Here is a 16,527-nt window from a genome sequence, read left to right as displayed (position 1 = left end):
ATTTACTTCACTATTTTCAAAATTATTTTGAGGGCAGCTCCATCTCTTGTTTTCTAAGTTCAATACGGCGAATTTTTCCAGAAATCGTTTTTGGTAGTTCATCTACAAATTCAATTTTGCGAGGGTATTTATATGGTGCAGTGAGTTCTTTGACGTGTTGTTGGAGTACTGGTATCAGTATTTCTTCGTTCTTTTCTATATTCTCTCTTAATACGATAAATGCCTTCACGACACTTCCACGAATTTCATCAGGGCTTGCGACAACCGCACACTCTCTTACGTAAGGATGTTTTACAAGCGCATCTTCTACTTCAAACGGTCCGATTGTATAACCAGAGCTAATAATAATATCATCACCGCGCCCTTCAAACCAGAAATAGCCTTCTTCATCCTTTTTCGCTTTATCACCGGTAATATAATAATCACCGCGGAATTGCATCGCTGTGCGCTCATTGTCTTTATAATATTGTTTAAAGAGTGCTGGTGTTTCAATGTGAACTGCAATATCACCAACTTCTCCTACCTGCACCGGAATACCTTCCTCATTTACGATATCAACATGGTTGCCTGGCGTCGGTTTTCCCATTGATCCTGGTCTAATGTCCATCCCTTTCATTATCCCAACGAGTAATGTGTTTTCCGTTTGCCCATAACCGTCTCTTACCGTAATATCAAAATGCCTTTGGAACGTTTCAATAACTTCCCTGTTTAACGGCTCACCAGCTGATACAGCGCTATGTAGCGCTTCTAAATTGTACTCACTTAAGTTTTCTACCTTTGCCATTAATCTATACTCAGTCGGCGTACAACAAAGTACATTCACCTTGTTATCGCCTAATAAATTTAAATACGTTTTTGGTTCAAACTTACCATTGTATACAAATCCTGTTGCACCTGAACCGAGAGTCGCTACAAATGGGCTCCAAATCCACTTTTGCCAGCCTGGACTAGCCGTTGCCCATACAACATCATTTCCTTCAATTCCGAGCCAGTTTGGAGCGCTTGTACGTAAATGAGCGTATGCCCATGCATGCGTATGAACAACTCCTTTTGGATTTCCTGTCGTCCCTGACGTATAAGATAAAAAGACCATATCTTCTTTATCTGTCTTCGCCATTTCTAACATGTCACTTTCTGTTTCTAATGCTGTTTTTAAATTTTTCCAACCATCTACTGAACGCTCGCTCAAGACGAATTTCTGAAGAGATTCCACCGCTTCTACGCCGTCGAATTGTCCAATATACGGTTCGTAACTTACGATTGCTTTCACTTCTCCGTGCCCAATACGATACTCAATATCTTTTTTACGCAACATTTCTGAGCTTGGAATAACGACAAACCCTGCTTTAATCGCAGCAATATACGTCATGTAAGCTTCAATTAAGCGCGGCATCATAATAAGGAGCTTGTCCCCTTTTTGCAAGCCACTTTTTATAAAAGCGTTTCCAATTTTATTCGCGCCTTGCATTAATTCAAAATATGTAACCTCTCGTCTATTTCCTTTATCATCTTGCCAAATTAAAGCAAGCTTCTCTTTATCATTCGTATATTTCTCTATTTCTGAAACTAAATTATAAGACTGCGGTGCCAACAATTCCTCTCTCTTCATAAACATCCTCCTTTATTTCTATGCCTCCCTTATATAATAAAGAATTTTCAGTAAATTTTGAACCCTCTTCTTTTGACAATTTTTTTATATCCATGTCGAACCGTTGAATAAATTTATATCGATTTACCGATAAACAATGACAAAAAAGAAAGAGCGGGAGAACCCGCTCTTTCTAAGCCATCGTATATGGGATTATTTTTGGTAACCGCCTAATTGTTGCTCAGCTAGTGAAACTAGACGTTTAGTGATTTCGCCACCAACAGAACCGTTAGCGCGAGATGTTGCATCAGCTCCAAGTTGAACACCAAACTCTTGAGCGATTTCGTATTTCATTTGATCTAATGCTGCTTGAGCACCAGACACTGCTAATTTATTTGTGCTTGCCATGTTGTATCACCTCCTTGTGAGTATAGAGTGTGATAAACAACATGACTTCATACACATTTGAATGTGGTAATTTATGGGTTTAGAAAAGTTCTTCGAATTTTTCTTCTTCCGCCACTACTTCTACTGTTTGTAATACCATTGTTTCTTTGTTCGCTACAGCCTCTTCGATTAACGGCGCGAAATCGTACTTCGCTTCAAAACGATTTGCTTTCTCACGCTTCGGTTTCGTCGATGGACTTGCTGGTGTAAATACTGTACAGCAGTCTTCATATGGACGAATTGAAATATCATACGTTCCAATTTCATTTGCAATTTTAATAATTTCTAATTTATCCATCGTAATAAGCGGACGAATAACAGGATAGTTTGTCACTTCGTTAATCGTATGCATACTATCTAACGTTTGGCTCGCTACTTGTCCAAGACTTTCACCAGTGGTAATTGCAAGTGCATTACGCTCCTCTGCAATACGCTCTGTAATACGCATCATCATACGACGCATAACTGTCATAGAGTAACTAGATGGAATTTCTTTATTAATCGTTTTTTGCACTTCAGTAAATGGAACAAGGTGAAGTGTTACACGTTTACAGTATTTCGTTAACTCTTGTGCTAAATCGATTACTTTTTGTTTCGCACGCTCACTTGTGAAAGGTGGACTATGGAAGTGAACTGCTTCCACAGATACGCCGCGTTTCATCGTTAAGTAAGTTGCTACCGGGCTATCGATACCACCAGAAAGAAGTACCATTACTTTTCCGCCAACGCCAACTGGTAAACCGCCAGCTCCCATGTGCTCACCACACATAATATAGCTGTAACCACTGCGAATTTCTATACGTACATTCACATCTGGATTATGAACATCTACTGTGATATCCTCTGTATTTTCTAAAATGTGCCCACCGATTTCTGGAAGTAATTCCATCGTCTTCATTGGGAATCGCTTATCAGAACGGTGCACTGTAATTTTAAATGTTTTCACATCGCCTTTTACTTGTAAGAAAGCTGCTAATGCACCTTTTTTAATATCTTCTAATTCTGATGGTACTTTCATCGCTAAGTTAAACTTATGAATACCGAATACATCTTTCAATCTTTCAGAAATTGCTTCATGGTCTTCACCATTTAACTGAATGTACATACGATCATGTGTTGCATCAATTTTAATGTTTGGGAATTTTTTTAATTTGAATTTCACGTTATCTTTTAACGTACTTACAAACTTAGAACGGTTCTTACCTTTTGTCGTCATCTCTCCATAACGAACTAAAATATATTCATATGTCATCATATTTCTTTACCTCATCACTTCATATAATTTTGGCATTGTCGCTTTAACAATACCTTCAAATTGGTTTACTTCTTCCATCGTGTTTTCCGGTGCTAGACTAATGCGGATTGCGCTTGCAGCTGCGGCATGCGGTATTCCCATTGATACTAGTACTCGGCTCACTTCATTTGCTTTTGAAGAACAAGCAGACTTCGTTGATACATATACACCATGCTCTTCTAAAGCATGAACGACCACTTCTGGTTTTAAACCAACAAATGATACATTTAAAATGTGCGGTGCCGCATATTCAAGTGACGTATTAATCGTTACATCTTCCATCTCTTTAAAGACACGGACAAGCTCTGCTTGTAAATTTTGCAAATGAACTACCTTTTCTTTCACTTGCTCCATCGTCATACGAAGTGCTTTTACCATCGCTACAATACCAGGTAAGTTTTCTGTTCCTGAACGATACTTAAGCTCTTGTTGACCACCTGATAAGATTGGATCTAATCTTACACCATCACGTACGTAAAGAAGACCTGTCCCCTTTACGCTATGAAATTTATGCCCAGATATTGAACAAAGGTCAATATGAGAAGCGTATAAATCAAGCGGTACTTTTCCTATCCCTTGCACATGGTCCACGTGGAATCTTATTTTCGGATAGTTCGATAATAATGTTCCAATTTCAGCAACAGGCTGAATCGCTCCAGTCTCGTTGTTCACGTGAATAATTGACACAAGAATCGTATCTTCACGAAGCGCTCGTTGTATATCCTCTACCGATACAACACCGTGCTCGTTAACCGGTAAATACGTTACATCAAAACCGAGATCTTCTAATTGTTTATATGCCTCAAACACAGACGCGTGTTCAATATTTGTTGTAATGATATGTTTACCGCGCGAACGATTCCTCATCGCTATCCCTTTAATCGCAAGGTTATTCCCTTCCGTTCCACCCGATGTGAAAATAATTTCAGAAGGTTTAACGTGAAGGAGCTGTGCTGCAATCGTTCTCGATTGTGTTAATAGACGCTCTGCCTCTCCTCCAAGCGAATGAATAGAAGAAGGATTTCCAAAATATTTCCCTGCAACCGTTACATACGATTGAAGAGCTTCTGGATATGGCTTTGTCGTCGCACTATTATCAAAATAGATCATCGTTCTTCCCCTTTCAGCGCTGTCACATCGTATAATCATATCATAAATACGTGTAATTACGCTAAAACTACTCAAAGGTTCCGTTATATTTTAAAACGAATAACCTTACTGTATTCCGCTATTCATTATAGCAACATCGCCTCCAAAATTACACAAAAAAACAAACCCTTTATTAAAGGGTTTGTTCATTGTCTACATATTCAGCTATTTTTTGAACAACGCCAGGTTCAAGTTGCTCTAATACAGAAGCCGCTTGTTCTAAAGCTGCATCGTATTGATATTCACGGAATAATTTCTCCGCATAATCTAAGCTTTCTGCAAGATTCTCATCATGACTGCGGTAACGATTACCGTATTGAATTAATTTTTCAACTAAATATGCTTGTCCAATTAACTCTTCCGTCATTTCAGATACACCATTAACAGTTGTATACGCCTCTTCTAAACTGCTATTTACAGCATTCATATTTAACGGCTTTACTTCTAATTGATCATATACAGCTTGCATTGCCATTTGTCCTCTTTGTAAATCTTCCATAATACTCTCTGGAAGACCTGGCAAATTCGACTTTTGCATAAAGCGTTTCGTTTCGAAAATAGTATTACGCATTTCTTGTAACTTCTCACGCGCTTCGAATTCTTCTTTACGCATCGTTTGCAACATTTCTTTATATTCTGCATGAAGTACTTTTAACGTTTCACATTGCTCATAAATCTCTTCTAGTTCCTCACGAATAATAGAGAAGGCGATATCTTGTTCAGCAACGCGTATTTGCAACACTTCGAAACGTTTCATTAAAATATGCATTTGCTTTTCAATTACTTTTTGTGACTCAATATCTTTGTCTTGTAATTGATAACTTTGTTTTACAAGTTGTGTTTCTGCTTTCGTTTCAATTGTTTCAGTGCGAATTTCTTCTAAATCTTCATAAACAGAAAGTGTTTTTTGCTCCACATAATGTTTCGCATGCACTTCTTGTTCAAGTTGATCATAAAAACTGTCTAAACGAGTTTTTAAGTTCTCTACTTTTTCTGCTGCTTCCGTTATATAAAGCTCCTGTATATCCATTAAACATGTGTGTAGTTGTGTCGTCATATCGCGGACTTCTTTAGGAATTTCCAAATACTCTAATACATAGCCTTGTCTTATCATATCATCATGACCTTGTAATAAGTCTTCCAGCTGAACTGGTAATGTCGCTTGACACTCTACTAATAAATCTGGAATTTGATGAATGATGATTTCTAAACTTGCTAAACCTTCTTCTAAACTAATAACAATTTCTCTCGCTTTTAAATAATCACCATTATCTGTTGCCTCTTCAAAAGTTTTGAACTTCTCGGATTCAACATCTAACATCTCTTCGATTTTTTGCTCAGCTGCTCCATACATGTGTCGATGAGCAAGAACGCTCTTTTTCATACTACGATATGTATCACGTAACCCTTCAATTTCCGAGCTATTTTTTTCATGGCTTTCTAACAATTGCTGTAATTCATTTAAAATGTCTGTAATACGATTATCAGCGTCATCCAAACCACTTATGGATTCATTCATCGCATGCTTTGCTTTTCGGAAGGAGAATTGCGAGGCGAATTTTCGCGCTTGCGCTAAATCTTTGTCAGCTTTCGGAAGGGTTGTTGATACAATTTCATCCCATTCTTCACGCCATTTACCAAACAGTTCTTCTGTTTGACCTGTCATATTTAAGTCTTTCACCCGTTTTAGTTCATCTGCCACAGGCTTATCTTTTATTTCTTGTTTCCACTGCTCCAGTGCTTCAATATCTTTATATGAACGATTTCTTATCACAAGCTCTATCATGAGCAGCACTAGAATAGAGCTTACTACAATGATAACGATCGTCAGGATAGAATCCATGCAAAAAAGCCTCCTAGTTATATCTCTTTTTTTGTCCGTTCCGTTTATGAAATGGAAGGCATTATGTATAAAAAGGGAATTCCCCTATATTTAACAACTAACAATGTACTAATCATACCATGTTATGACGTGTTTTTGACCTAGTTTTTTTTAAAATTTCATGTTTCTTTAAATGCACTTGTAATCTTTCTTAACATTCCGCTTATTTCATTCTCCAGCCTCAAATGAATGCAAGAAAGAGCACTCTTTCAGATGAGATACGAAATAAATCTTTCGTATTAGTGGTGGTTCTACAGAAATCGCACGCACGTTACCTTGCATTACCGCTTGCTGTACAGCGGTTTCCGGAAGCAACGTTATACCCAGTCCAGCTCCTACCATCGCAATCATCGGTTCTGCATAAGATGTTTCAACTGCAATGATCGGTTTCGTGCCCATATATTGAAACACATTCATAATCATTTTCCTTACATCGCATATTTCTGGGTATACGATTAACTTTTCATTTTGCAACTCTTCCATTCGGATTACCGTTTTCTCTTTATACGGATGATCATTTGAAACAGCACAAACGATTTTTTCTTCCCGCATTTCTTTTATATACGTAGCACCTTCTACTACTGAATCAATAAACATCGCTTCAATTTTTCGCGCTTTAAATAATTCCATTAATACTTTCGTATGCTCAATTTGCCATTCTATTTCATATGTATCCGCTAATAAGTCTTTACACTTTGATATGTAATGAGCAGCTAAACTCGGCAATATACCGATTGAAATTTTCTGCTTCTCTTGATATCCCTTCATTTCCGTTTTCACTTCACTTATCTGTTCCAAAATCGGTAACATTCTTTCTATAAATAACTCTCCAGCCTCTGTTAACTCCACCCCTTGAGCAGAGCGCTTGAGTAAAGTAACCTCTAAATCTGCTTCTAACCTTTGAATTTGCTTACTAAGCGCTGGTTGGGAAATATGTAAAAGTTTACTCGCCTTTGATAAACTTCGCGTATGCTTCACTTCAATAAACGATCGTACTGCCTCCAAATCCATCGTACACACCTCTAACAAAAAGTTATAACTGTCATAAAAAATCGATATTTCCTTTTAAGAAGAATCAATCTCTATACTTATTTCATCAACTTACTATAACGAAATGTAAAGGAGAATGAAACTCTTGGACAAAAAACAAATACTACTCGGCTCTCTTCTATGCCTGCTTGCTGTAACTGCTTGGGGATTTATGTTTCCTGTAATGGCAAATGCCTTGCAATTTATCGATCCGTTCTTCTTCACAACTATCCGATACGGATCTGCAGCTATTATTTTTCTTATTTTGCTATTAATTACTGAAGGAAAAACTTCACTCCGCTTAGAAAAAAGAACACTTTCTTTATTCTTTTACGGAACAGTCGGTTTCGCTGGATATGGTTTTCTAATTTTTTATGGCCAACAACTTGCCGGACCTTCTGGAGCCATCCATGCCGCGATGATTCAGTCTCTTATGCCACTCATCGCTTTATTATTGCAGTGGATAACAAAAAACAAACGCCCACAAAACTACACATTTCTTTGTATGTTCGTTGCATTACTCGGTGTTATGCTCGTCATTTCAAAAGGAAATATTCACTTATTATTTGGAGCAGCAAGCCACTTATCAACAAATATATTTATGTTATGCGGCGTTACTTGCTGGGTAATTTACACGAACGGCGGTGCTCGTTTTCAATCTTGGTCACCACTTCGATATACGACGTTAACTTGTTTATTCGGCTCGACTTCACTCATCGTTATTGTCACTTTCTTAACTTATACAAACATCGTTACTGTACCGTCGCTACGCACAATTATGAGCGTTCGTTTCGAACTCTTGTATATGTCGATTATTGCAGGTGTTATCGCTGTATTTTGCTGGAACACAGGAAATCGCTATATTTCATCTATTAACGGCATATTATTTATGAATTTAGTTCCTGTACTTGCACTTATCGGTTCTATCTTTCGAGGTTACACAGTCGACAAAATTGAAATTGCCGGCGCCTCATTAACAATTATTGCACTATTATGCAACAATTTATGGCAAAGAAAACAAGACATAAAAATCCCCACCTCAGTTCGTTAGGTGGGGATTTTTCACATATGAACAGCTCTTGGCAATTCATAGTACATATTCGCTTTATATAATGTTTGTTCCATCCATTGCTCAATTTCTTTCGTGTACATTTCTAGGAAAAATGTCTCGGACGGAAAAGAATGCAACACTTCTGATATATATTGTGGATATAAAAACGGCATATTTATCATGCCTTTTAATTGCGTCATAAACATTGTAAAAGATACCTTTTTAAACTCTTGTTTCATTTGTCCCTTTTTAATGATTTGCTCTATATAATATCTTTCTCTAGAAAAATAAACGGTCATCACTTCACGAATTAATGTCGTATCAAGCGAAAGCTCTCTATAAAAAAAACGTGTCAGTTCTCTATTATCAAATTGATATCGTAAAATCCCGCGCACCATTTGCGCCATCACATCTTTAGCCGATAAATATTCTCTCTGTTCAAATGACGTTTCAATTACATGAATATATCCTTCTAAAAAGTCAGTAATAAGCTGTTCTAATAAACCTTGCTTTCCAGCAAAATAATATGAAATATTCGCTACATTCACATCCGCTCGCTTTGCAATTTCTCGCACCGACGTTCCATCATAACCTTTCGTGTTAAACAACGATATTGCCGCATCAATTACTTTTTGTTTCGTCTGTTTCATGCGCTCACTTCCTCTCACTGAACAGCTATAGTTTAAATTTCTTGACTTTTAAGACAAATTCCTTTAATTTTCTATCGACAAAGTCATGTGAAATACATCGTATTTTGCTATCGTTTTACATATCTCGCTAAAAAGGGAGTTGTTTCCATGTTTACAAAAGAAAGTTATGCAGGATCTCGTGAAGAGCAATATGAGACAGTAATTAAACAACTGGATGCATTATTAACTGGCGAATCAAACGTAGTCGCAAACTTATCAAATGCGTCCGCACTATTAAACCAATTTTTAGATCGCGTTAATTGGGTTGGCTTTTATGTAACAGAAGGAAATCAGCTTGTTCTTGGACCATTCCAAGGAATGCCTGCTTGCGTACGTATTCCTTTCGGAAGAGGCGTTTGCGGCGCAGCAGCGGAAATGAAAACAACGCAGCTTGTGGCGGACGTCCATCAATTCCCAGGACATATCGCTTGCGATAGTGCTTCTAATTCAGAAATCGTTGTACCGATTCTGAAAGAAGGAAATGTCATTGGTGTACTTGATATTGATAGTCCTGAAAAAAATCGTTTTGACGAAGTAGATCAGCACTATTTAGAAAAGTTTGTGGAAACACTCCTAAAACATATTTAAAAAAGAAAAGAGCGAGTTGTCGATTTAGTACGTCATGTACGAAACCGATAACTCACTCTTTTTTATTGATTCACAGTAGATATTTTCTGTAACGCTTGCTCTAAATCAGAAACGATATCTTCCCATGATTCTAAACCGACAGATAAACGAATTAAATTATCGAAAATACCCATTTCTTTTCTTAGTTCAGCTGGAATCGCAGCGTGCGTCATCGTTGCTGGATGCTGAATTAATGTTTCTGTATCACCTAAACTTACCGCAATCGTAATAAAGTGAAGGTCATTGATAAACGCTTGCGTCTCTTCTTTTCCACCTTTTATTGAAAAAGAAATAACACCGCCGCCACGTTTCATTTGGCGAGATGCTAATTCCCCTTCTGGGTACCAAACACCTTCTACCGCGTCATGATTTTTCAGGAACGATACAATTTTTTCTGCATTATCACAATGGCGATCCATTCTTACCGCTAACGTCTTTAACCCGCGTAACAATAACCACGCATCAAACGGCGCCATAATACCACCGATATCTTTTCGCATCGGGCGAATTTTTTCAGCTAGCGCTTTTGTTTTACAAATCGTTACACCGGCTACAACATCACCATGGCCACCAATATATTTTGTTGCACTATGAACAACAGCGTCACAGCCAAGTTCAAGTGGTCTTTGTAAATAAGGTGAACAAAACGTATTATCAACAATCACAAGTAAGCCATTTCGCTTCGCAACCCGAATAACTTGTTTCAAATCAATTAATTTCATTGTTGGATTAATCGGTGTTTCAACGAAAATAAGCTTTGTATTTGGGCGGATTTTATTTTCAATATCAGCCTCTGTATCCATATCACAAAACGAATGCGTAATCATAAATTTCTCTTCTAACACTTCTAAAAAACCGTAAGTACACCCATATAATCCATTTGAACAAATAATATGATCTCCAGCCTTTAGAAAGCCAATTAAAGTTGCTGAAATAGCCGCCATGCCAGATCCAAAGGCAAGCGCTTCTTCTCCTCCCTCTAACACCGCCATACGCTCTTCAAATAATTTCACAGTTGGATTTCCAAGCCTTGAGTAAATATAAGATGGATCTACTCCCGCAAAACTCGCTTCACCTTGCTGTGCTGTCTCAAACGTAAATGTAGAAGTTTGAAATAAAGGTGGTGTTAAACTCCCTTTATTTTCATTTGATTCATAACCGTGATGAATTAATGCTGTCTCTATATGTTTCTTTTTCATAAAAACATCCCCCTTATGTCTTTATTGCGACATATCCACCAGTAAAAAACTGATGAACGTTTTTACTACATTTTATGTAAGCGTTTTATTTGTGTTTCTATCTCTTCTTTTATATTGTTTTAAATTCCTTCTTGTTAATTTCCAAAATTTATATGCATAAAACAAAAAGGGAGTCGCTTGACGAAACTCTGGGTAAAAGATATAATAGCGTTTGTGTAAAATAAAAAGGCAGCCTTGTAATGTGAGTTTATCGTTTGTATTTTGTTCCTCTGCGGAGGTGTATCTCGTAACTCCCTGCTGCTGGAGCGAAGGTACATGAAAACAAAATACCCGTAAATATCGATTACGTCTGTTTTTATTTTACGAAAATAAAAACATTTTTAAAGGAGGAGTCAACTATGGCTCGTTATACAGGTCCAGCTTGGAAACTGTCTCGTCGTCTTGGAATCTCTCTAAGCGGCACAGGAAAAGAATTAGAAAAACGCCCTTACGCACCAGGTCCTCACGGTCCTAACCAACGTAAGAAACTTTCAGAATACGGTTTACAATTACAAGAGAAACAAAAACTTCGTCACATGTACGGCATGACTGAGCGTCAATTCCGTCGCACATTTGACCAAGCAGGTAAAATGCCTGGTAAGCACGGCGAAAACTTCATGATCCTTCTTGAAGCTCGTCTTGACAACTTAGTTTACCGTATGGGCTTAGCTCGCACTCGTCGTGCAGCTCGCCAATTAGTAAACCACGGTCACATCACGGTTGATGGCGCTCGCGTAGATATCCCATCTTACCGCGTTAAACCTAACCAAACTATCAGCATTCGCGAAAAATCTAACAGCCTTGTTGTTGTTAAAGAAGCGATCGAAGTTAACAACTTCGTACCAGAATACTTAACTTTCGATGCTGATAAGTTAGAAGCTACTTACACTCGTCACGCTGAGCGTTCTGAGTTAGCAGCTGAAATCAACGAAGCATTAATCGTAGAGTTCTACTCTCGTTAATCTCGGTACTCTGCAAAGAGTATTATTAAAAGCCTCAGGAACCTTGTTTATCAAGGGGCCTGGGCTTTTTTTATTTATATAAATGCCGTATGTATAGTAAGATACTTCAAGAAAGTTTTTTCATGAAGTATGGATAATCGTCCTTACTTCTCTTTTATTCATTCCAACGATTGGATTCTCTTTAATACTAGCTCCGTTTATTGTGCAAAATTTTATAATTCATCTTCATTACATGCTGTTATACTTATTCCCTTAAACATATAATCATTTCGTTTCCAGACTACCCCTTTTTTCATTACTTCCACATTATATCTCAATAGAAAAAGCTACCAAAGAAACTAAAACGTTCTCTCTGGCAGCCTTTATTTATATATTAAAATTATTTATTTTCCTCTTTTTGAACATATACATAAGCATCTTTCTGCTCTTTATGTACATCAACCTTCGAATGCTCTGCAAGCTGACCCGCATTTAGCAAAGAAAAAATAATGAGCGCTTCTAGTGACATTTTGTTTTACCACTCCTTTCTATTTGTTATACGTTTATCATACCGCTTACATGTGATTTCCGTATGAACTCGAAAAGGAGATTAAAACAAAAAAGTTACAGAACTACTAACTATATTTTATCCCCGAAATGGTTTATTAAAGTAAATTCTTACGATATAATACCAGAAAATGGGGGTGTAATTCATTTTGACAATAAACCAAATGGTTCAACTAGGCAGTTCGTTTATGCTGTTTATTACTTCAGCTTTGATTAGTTGGTACCAAGGGAGTAATTTAATAGACTATCCCGATGAATGGAAATATAGCGCTAAGTTTACGAATTACTTTAAAGGCACCATTTCAAATTACCAAGATATTTATCAAATCGATTTCTTTATATATGCGGCAAAATTTTATCCAACAGCATTTATTGTTATGCTAATCAGCTTACTTTATATGCTCGTATTAATTCTTCATATTCTATTTAAAAGAAATCATGAGACAATTTAAATGCATACATAAAAACCCCGAACGATAGACTTTTCAGCCTACCATTCGGGGTACTATTTGTTTTACATTCGTTTCTGATTAGTAACGAATTAAGAAATATTTCTTTTTACCGCGGCGAATGATTGTGAATTTACCTTCGATGCGGTCGTTTTCTGTTACAACGTAGTCTAATGCTTGTGTACGCTCACCGTTTACGTAGATTGCACCATTCGTTACATCTTCACGCGCTTGACGTTTAGATGGAGAGATTTTGCTTTCTACAAGTAAGTCGATTAATACTGTATCTTCTACAGTGCGTTCTACAGATGGTACGTCTTTGAATCCTTGCTCGATTTCGCTTGCAGTCAGTTCTGCTACAGAACCGCTAAATAATGCAGCTGAAATTTTAATCGCTTGCTCTAATGCTTCTTCACCATGAACAAGTTTTGTCATTTCAGATCCTAATGCTTTTTGTGCTGCACGTTTTTCTGGTGCTTCAGCTACTTGCTTTTCAAGCTCAAGAATTTCTTCATGAGATAAGAATGTGAAGTATTTTAAGTATTTAACAACGTCGCGGTCATCTGTGTTAATCCAGAATTGGTAGAACTCGTAAGGAGTTGTTTTCTCTGGGTCTAACCAAATTGCGCCGCCTTCTGTTTTACCAAACTTCGTACCGTCAGATTTTGTAACTAGTGGAATTGTTAAACCGAACGCTTTCGCATCTTCTTCTGATTTACGGATTAATTCAAGACCAGCTGTAATGTTACCCCATTGGTCACTACCACCGATTTGTAGACGGCAATTATGGTTTTGGTATAAGTTCAAGAAGTCGTATGATTGTAAAATCATATAACTAAACTCAGTGAATGAAATACCAGTATCTAAACGAGATGCTACTGTATCTTTTGCTAACATATAGTTTAAACCGAAGTTTTTACCGATATCGCGTAAGAATGAAATTACATCTAAGTTACCAAGCCAATCATAGTTATTAGCCATTGTTGCTGGGTTGTCCACGTTTTCAAATTCTAAGAAGTTTGAAAGTTGGTTTTTAATGCTTTCTGTGTAGTAAGCAACTGTATCTTTCGTATTTAATGTACGTTCTGCTTTTTTACCACTTGGGTCACCGATCATACCAGTACCACCGCCAACAAGTGCGATTGGTTGGTGACCAGCTAATTGGAAACGACGTAACATTAATACTGGTAACATATGACCGATGTGTAAGCTATCCGCTGTCGGGTCGAAACCACAGTATAATTTAACGCTTTCTTTTTCTAATAATTGCTCAAGTCCCTCAGCATCTGTTTGCTGATTAATTAGACCGCGAAATTCAAGATCTTGTAAAATACCCATATCCTACATACTCTCCTTTAAGTTCATTACTGGCGTGAAGGTTGAAAACATAAAAAAATCGCCCCTTTAAATAAGGGACGATTTTGATTATCGCGTTACCACCCTAGTTGCAGGCAAAAAAAAGCCTACCACCTTATTTACATAACGGCTTAGCACCGTCTTTTCCCTTTTGAATACAATTCAATCGAAAAAAGATGCTCTAGGGGCGTAATTCGCGATCATCTATGTGCTGATTTTCACCGGCCATCAGCTCTCTAAAACAGGGAAATGATCACTACTTCTCCCTTTCCACGCTCAATTATTCATATACTTTTCTTTATACCATCATTTATATAGGCGTGTCAAATAGAGGTCGGGTTTCTCTCCTTGCCAATCCTTTACAACGTCGCAAAGAGTATCGTAATAAGAGAAAGAATTGGAACACCAACTAATAACGATACATGAAATACAACCGATAAATCATTCCCAATCGTCGCCTCCACAGGATCTTTCGCTGGAGAACCAAGAAATCCGATTAATCGATCGAAACGACTTACCGTTTTTGGAAAATCCGGTATTTCTACATGGTCACTATCTAAATGCTGTTTTAATTTATATTCACTCTTAAAGGGATTTTCGCTCAATTTCATCCACCTCCAGCAATTGTTTCAATTTCTTTATTCCGTTATGGAGTCTCGATTTCACTGTTCCAATGGGAATGTTTAATATCTCTGCAATTTCTTTTTGCTGCATATCATGATAATAAGAAAGAATAAGGACAGCCCGCTGTTCTTCAGGAACCTTCAAAATTGCCTCTCTTACCGTGAGCCGGTCTTCGATAGAAAATTCTTTTTCCTGAATCGGCACTAAAAACGGCAAAAGCGTACGCCACTTTTTTCTTCTATTTAGTTTATTAATCATAAGACGATAACCAATTTGAAATAAATACGTTTTTATTTTGCCTTTTTCAGGTTCATACATATGTTTCTTACGTTCTAACGTCAAAAACGTATCTTGCACGAGATCGATACTTAATTGTTCATCTCGGTTAAATCGATATAAAAATGTGTATAGCGCTGGTTTGATCAAAACATATAGTTTTTCTCCCGCCTGTCTATCTCCACTTTGATACGCAAGCATGAGCTCCTCCTCAATCCCAATCTGCGCCATGATTTTTGATCTCCTTTATTCCTTTTAACGTTAATGAAATGCGGGAAATTAAATATGCACTTGCGACAATAATCCATACTTGCGATTGATTCGTAAAAAATTGAACATACGGGTTTTGTATTGTATGACCGGTTGAAACTAACAAGTTTAATGCTTGCACACATATACATGCATACACTGCCAGACAAGCCGAAATTGTATCAAATACATTCCAGCGAAAATACACTTTTGTTTTTGTAAAATCAATTTTATATCCATTTTTCCGTACTATATGTTTTCTATCAAATGGAATAATGATTGAAAACATAACGATCATCATGACCCCAGCTGTAATCATTGATACTTTAAATCCGATTGGCATCGGTAATAGCAAACCACAAGAAAATACGACTATAATTCCAAGTAAAGCAAAAGCAAGAAGTAATTTATTAGACATAAAAAAGCCTCCCTCATCTATTCTTTCATAAATGTATACAGACGAGGAAGGCACTTCGTTCAAATATTATTTTATTTTTTTAATAATCTTTGCAGGATTTCCGCCAACTACTACATTGTCCGGCACATCTTTCGTTACGACGGCGCCAGATGCGATCACCGCGTTGTCTCCAATTGTTACACCAGGATTAATAATCGCTCTTCCGCCAATCCATACGTTATCGCCAATTGTAACTGGTTTTCCATATTCTGATCCGCTTATGCGCTCTACTGGATCAAGCGGGTGCGTTGCTGTATAAATGTGAACACCTGGAGCTAACATACAGTTCACTCCGATTGTAACTGGGCATACGTCCAAAATCGTACAGTCAAAGTTCGCGTAAAAATTTTCGCCGACATGAATGTTATAACCGTAATCACATCTAAAAGAAGATTCAAGATGAATGTTATCTCCAGTCGTTCCGAATAGTTCTTTTACGATTGCACTACGTTCTTCTAGTTTTACTTCTGGTGTTTCATTTAATTTTCTCGTTAATATACGAGCTTGCTCCCTCTCTTGAACTAAAACGGGATCAGCCGGTATGTACATTTCCCCTTGTATCATCTTTTCTTTTTCTGTTTTCATTTCCTTCTCCCCTTCCAACACGTATATAT

General features: G+C 37.3%; 18 protein-coding genes and 1 other annotated feature. Of the genes, 4 read left to right on the top strand and 14 right to left on the bottom strand.

Translation table 11 applies throughout. From position 1 onward, the window contains the following. Positions 1–22: 22 nt before the first annotated feature. From mbcS to SJY24_RS07060, 6 genes are all read right to left on the bottom strand, one after another. Positions 23–1,609, bottom strand: coding sequence for an acyl-CoA synthetase MbcS (mbcS, locus tag SJY24_RS07085; protein ID WP_377864216.1), 1,587 nt, complete (start codon positions 1,607–1,609; stop codon positions 23–25). Positions 1,610–1,801: 192 nt separating this feature from the next. After that, positions 1,802–1,996 (bottom strand): alpha/beta-type small acid-soluble spore protein, encoded by a 195-nt coding sequence (locus SJY24_RS07080; RefSeq protein WP_000168891.1) that lies wholly within the window; start codon positions 1,994–1,996, stop codon positions 1,802–1,804. 79 nt (positions 1,997–2,075) lie between these two features. Beyond that, on the bottom strand, positions 2,076–3,290 hold the full coding sequence (gene thiI / locus SJY24_RS07075; protein WP_000989278.1) for a tRNA uracil 4-sulfurtransferase ThiI: 1,215 nt from the start codon (positions 3,288–3,290) through the stop codon (positions 2,076–2,078). A gap of 6 nt (positions 3,291–3,296) precedes the next feature. Further along, on the bottom strand, positions 3,297–4,439 hold the full coding sequence (locus SJY24_RS07070; RefSeq protein ID WP_377864215.1) for a cysteine desulfurase family protein: 1,143 nt from the start codon (positions 4,437–4,439) through the stop codon (positions 3,297–3,299). Positions 4,440–4,611: 172 nt separating this feature from the next. After that, positions 4,612–6,321 (bottom strand): septation ring formation regulator EzrA, encoded by a 1,710-nt coding sequence (ezrA, locus tag SJY24_RS07065; protein WP_000377311.1) that lies wholly within the window; start codon positions 6,319–6,321, stop codon positions 4,612–4,614. A gap of 207 nt (positions 6,322–6,528) precedes the next feature. Beyond that, complete coding sequence (locus SJY24_RS07060) at positions 6,529–7,371, bottom strand: LysR family transcriptional regulator (RefSeq protein WP_377864213.1); 843 nt, start codon at positions 7,369–7,371, stop codon at positions 6,529–6,531. A 124-nt stretch (positions 7,372–7,495) separates the two neighbouring features. Here SJY24_RS07060 and SJY24_RS07055 point away from each other — a divergent pair, with 124 nt between their 5' ends. Further along, positions 7,496–8,440, top strand: a complete 945-nt coding sequence (locus SJY24_RS07055; protein ID WP_377864212.1) for a DMT family transporter — start codon at positions 7,496–7,498, stop codon at positions 8,438–8,440. 11 nt (positions 8,441–8,451) lie between these two features. Here the strand turns inward: SJY24_RS07055 and refZ are convergent, their stop codons facing one another. Further along, entirely contained in the window at positions 8,452–9,090 is a 639-nt protein-coding gene (gene refZ, locus SJY24_RS07050) for a forespore capture DNA-binding protein RefZ (RefSeq protein ID WP_000814942.1), read from the bottom strand. Between the two features lie 147 nt (positions 9,091–9,237). Here refZ and SJY24_RS07045 point away from each other — a divergent pair, with 147 nt between their 5' ends. Beyond that, entirely contained in the window at positions 9,238–9,717 is a 480-nt protein-coding gene (locus SJY24_RS07045) for a GAF domain-containing protein (protein WP_377864211.1), read from the top strand. Between the two features lie 62 nt (positions 9,718–9,779). Here SJY24_RS07045 and megL read toward each other — a convergent pair whose 3' ends face one another. Beyond that, the gene (megL, locus tag SJY24_RS07040) at positions 9,780–10,955 is read right to left on the bottom strand and encodes a methionine gamma-lyase (protein ID WP_377864210.1); all 1,176 of its coding nucleotides are present in this window, start codon (positions 10,953–10,955) and stop codon (positions 9,780–9,782) included. A 398-nt stretch (positions 10,956–11,353) separates the two neighbouring features. On the opposite strand from megL, the gene rpsD reads away from it, so the two are divergent. Beyond that, positions 11,354–11,956, top strand: a complete 603-nt coding sequence (rpsD, locus tag SJY24_RS07035; protein WP_377864208.1) for a 30S ribosomal protein S4 — start codon at positions 11,354–11,356, stop codon at positions 11,954–11,956. Between the two features lie 379 nt (positions 11,957–12,335). Here rpsD and SJY24_RS07030 read toward each other — a convergent pair whose 3' ends face one another. Beyond that, the gene (locus tag SJY24_RS07030; RefSeq protein ID WP_000050938.1) at positions 12,336–12,464 is read right to left on the bottom strand and encodes a hypothetical protein; all 129 of its coding nucleotides are present in this window, start codon (positions 12,462–12,464) and stop codon (positions 12,336–12,338) included. Between the two features lie 187 nt (positions 12,465–12,651). On the opposite strand from SJY24_RS07030, the gene SJY24_RS07025 reads away from it, so the two are divergent. Then, complete coding sequence (locus SJY24_RS07025) at positions 12,652–12,954, top strand: YjdJ family protein (RefSeq protein WP_377864207.1); 303 nt, start codon at positions 12,652–12,654, stop codon at positions 12,952–12,954. A gap of 78 nt (positions 12,955–13,032) precedes the next feature. On the opposite strand, the gene tyrS is transcribed toward SJY24_RS07025, so the two are convergent. From tyrS to SJY24_RS07000, 5 genes are all read right to left on the bottom strand, one after another. Next, on the bottom strand, positions 13,033–14,289 hold the full coding sequence (gene tyrS, locus SJY24_RS07020) for a tyrosine--tRNA ligase (RefSeq protein ID WP_377864206.1): 1,257 nt from the start codon (positions 14,287–14,289) through the stop codon (positions 13,033–13,035). A gap of 70 nt (positions 14,290–14,359) precedes the next feature. Next, positions 14,360–14,589 (bottom strand) — a binding site (T-box leader). Positions 14,590–14,666: 77 nt separating this feature from the next. Further along, complete coding sequence (locus tag SJY24_RS07015; protein ID WP_001293781.1) at positions 14,667–14,912, bottom strand: hypothetical protein; 246 nt, start codon at positions 14,910–14,912, stop codon at positions 14,667–14,669. Next, entirely contained in the window at positions 14,893–15,438 is a 546-nt protein-coding gene (locus SJY24_RS07010; RefSeq protein WP_377864204.1) for an RNA polymerase sigma factor, read from the bottom strand. The genes SJY24_RS07015 and SJY24_RS07010 overlap by 20 nt, the downstream gene beginning before the upstream one ends. After that, positions 15,419–15,874, bottom strand: coding sequence for a hypothetical protein (locus SJY24_RS07005; protein ID WP_377864202.1), 456 nt, complete (start codon positions 15,872–15,874; stop codon positions 15,419–15,421). The genes SJY24_RS07010 and SJY24_RS07005 overlap by 20 nt, the downstream gene beginning before the upstream one ends. A gap of 66 nt (positions 15,875–15,940) precedes the next feature. Next, entirely contained in the window at positions 15,941–16,498 is a 558-nt protein-coding gene (locus tag SJY24_RS07000) for a maltose acetyltransferase domain-containing protein (protein ID WP_377864200.1), read from the bottom strand. Positions 16,499–16,527 lie beyond the last annotated feature (29 nt).

It is taken from the genome of Bacillus sp. R86525, from assembly GCF_042466195.1.
GTDB lineage: Bacteria > Bacillota > Bacilli > Bacillales > Bacillaceae_G > Bacillus_A > Bacillus_A nitratireducens.
Note: the sequence above shows the minus strand (reverse complement) of the source record. Positions and strands in the feature narration are given on the sequence as shown.

Coding starts and splice junctions, on each gene's coding strand:
- mbcS (WP_377864216.1), bottom strand. CDS start 1,609: ATGAAGAGAGAGGAATTGTTGGCACCGCAGTCTTATAATTTAGTTTCA.
- SJY24_RS07080 (WP_000168891.1), bottom strand. CDS start 1,996: ATGGCAAGCACAAATAAATTAGCAGTGTCTGGTGCTCAAGCAGCATTA.
- thiI (WP_000989278.1), bottom strand. CDS start 3,290: ATGATGACATATGAATATATTTTAGTTCGTTATGGAGAGATGACGACA.
- SJY24_RS07070 (WP_377864215.1), bottom strand. CDS start 4,439: ATGATCTATTTTGATAATAGTGCGACGACAAAGCCATATCCAGAAGCT.
- ezrA (WP_000377311.1), bottom strand. CDS start 6,321: ATGGATTCTATCCTGACGATCGTTATCATTGTAGTAAGCTCTATTCTA.
- SJY24_RS07060 (WP_377864213.1), bottom strand. CDS start 7,371: ATGGATTTGGAGGCAGTACGATCGTTTATTGAAGTGAAGCATACGCGA.
- refZ (WP_000814942.1), bottom strand. CDS start 9,090: ATGAAACAGACGAAACAAAAAGTAATTGATGCGGCAATATCGTTGTTT.
- SJY24_RS07045 (WP_377864211.1), top strand. CDS start 9,238: ATGTTTACAAAAGAAAGTTATGCAGGATCTCGTGAAGAGCAATATGAG.
- megL (WP_377864210.1), bottom strand. CDS start 10,955: ATGAAAAAGAAACATATAGAGACAGCATTAATTCATCACGGTTATGAA.
- rpsD (WP_377864208.1), top strand. CDS start 11,354: ATGGCTCGTTATACAGGTCCAGCTTGGAAACTGTCTCGTCGTCTTGGA.
- SJY24_RS07030 (WP_000050938.1), bottom strand. CDS start 12,464: ATGTCACTAGAAGCGCTCATTATTTTTTCTTTGCTAAATGCGGGTCAG.
- tyrS (WP_377864206.1), bottom strand. CDS start 14,289: ATGGGTATTTTACAAGATCTTGAATTTCGCGGTCTAATTAATCAGCAA.
- SJY24_RS07010 (WP_377864204.1), bottom strand. CDS start 15,438: ATGGCGCAGATTGGGATTGAGGAGGAGCTCATGCTTGCGTATCAAAGT.
- SJY24_RS07005 (WP_377864202.1), bottom strand. CDS start 15,874: ATGTCTAATAAATTACTTCTTGCTTTTGCTTTACTTGGAATTATAGTC.
- SJY24_RS07000 (WP_377864200.1), bottom strand. CDS start 16,498: ATGAAAACAGAAAAAGAAAAGATGATACAAGGGGAAATGTACATACCG.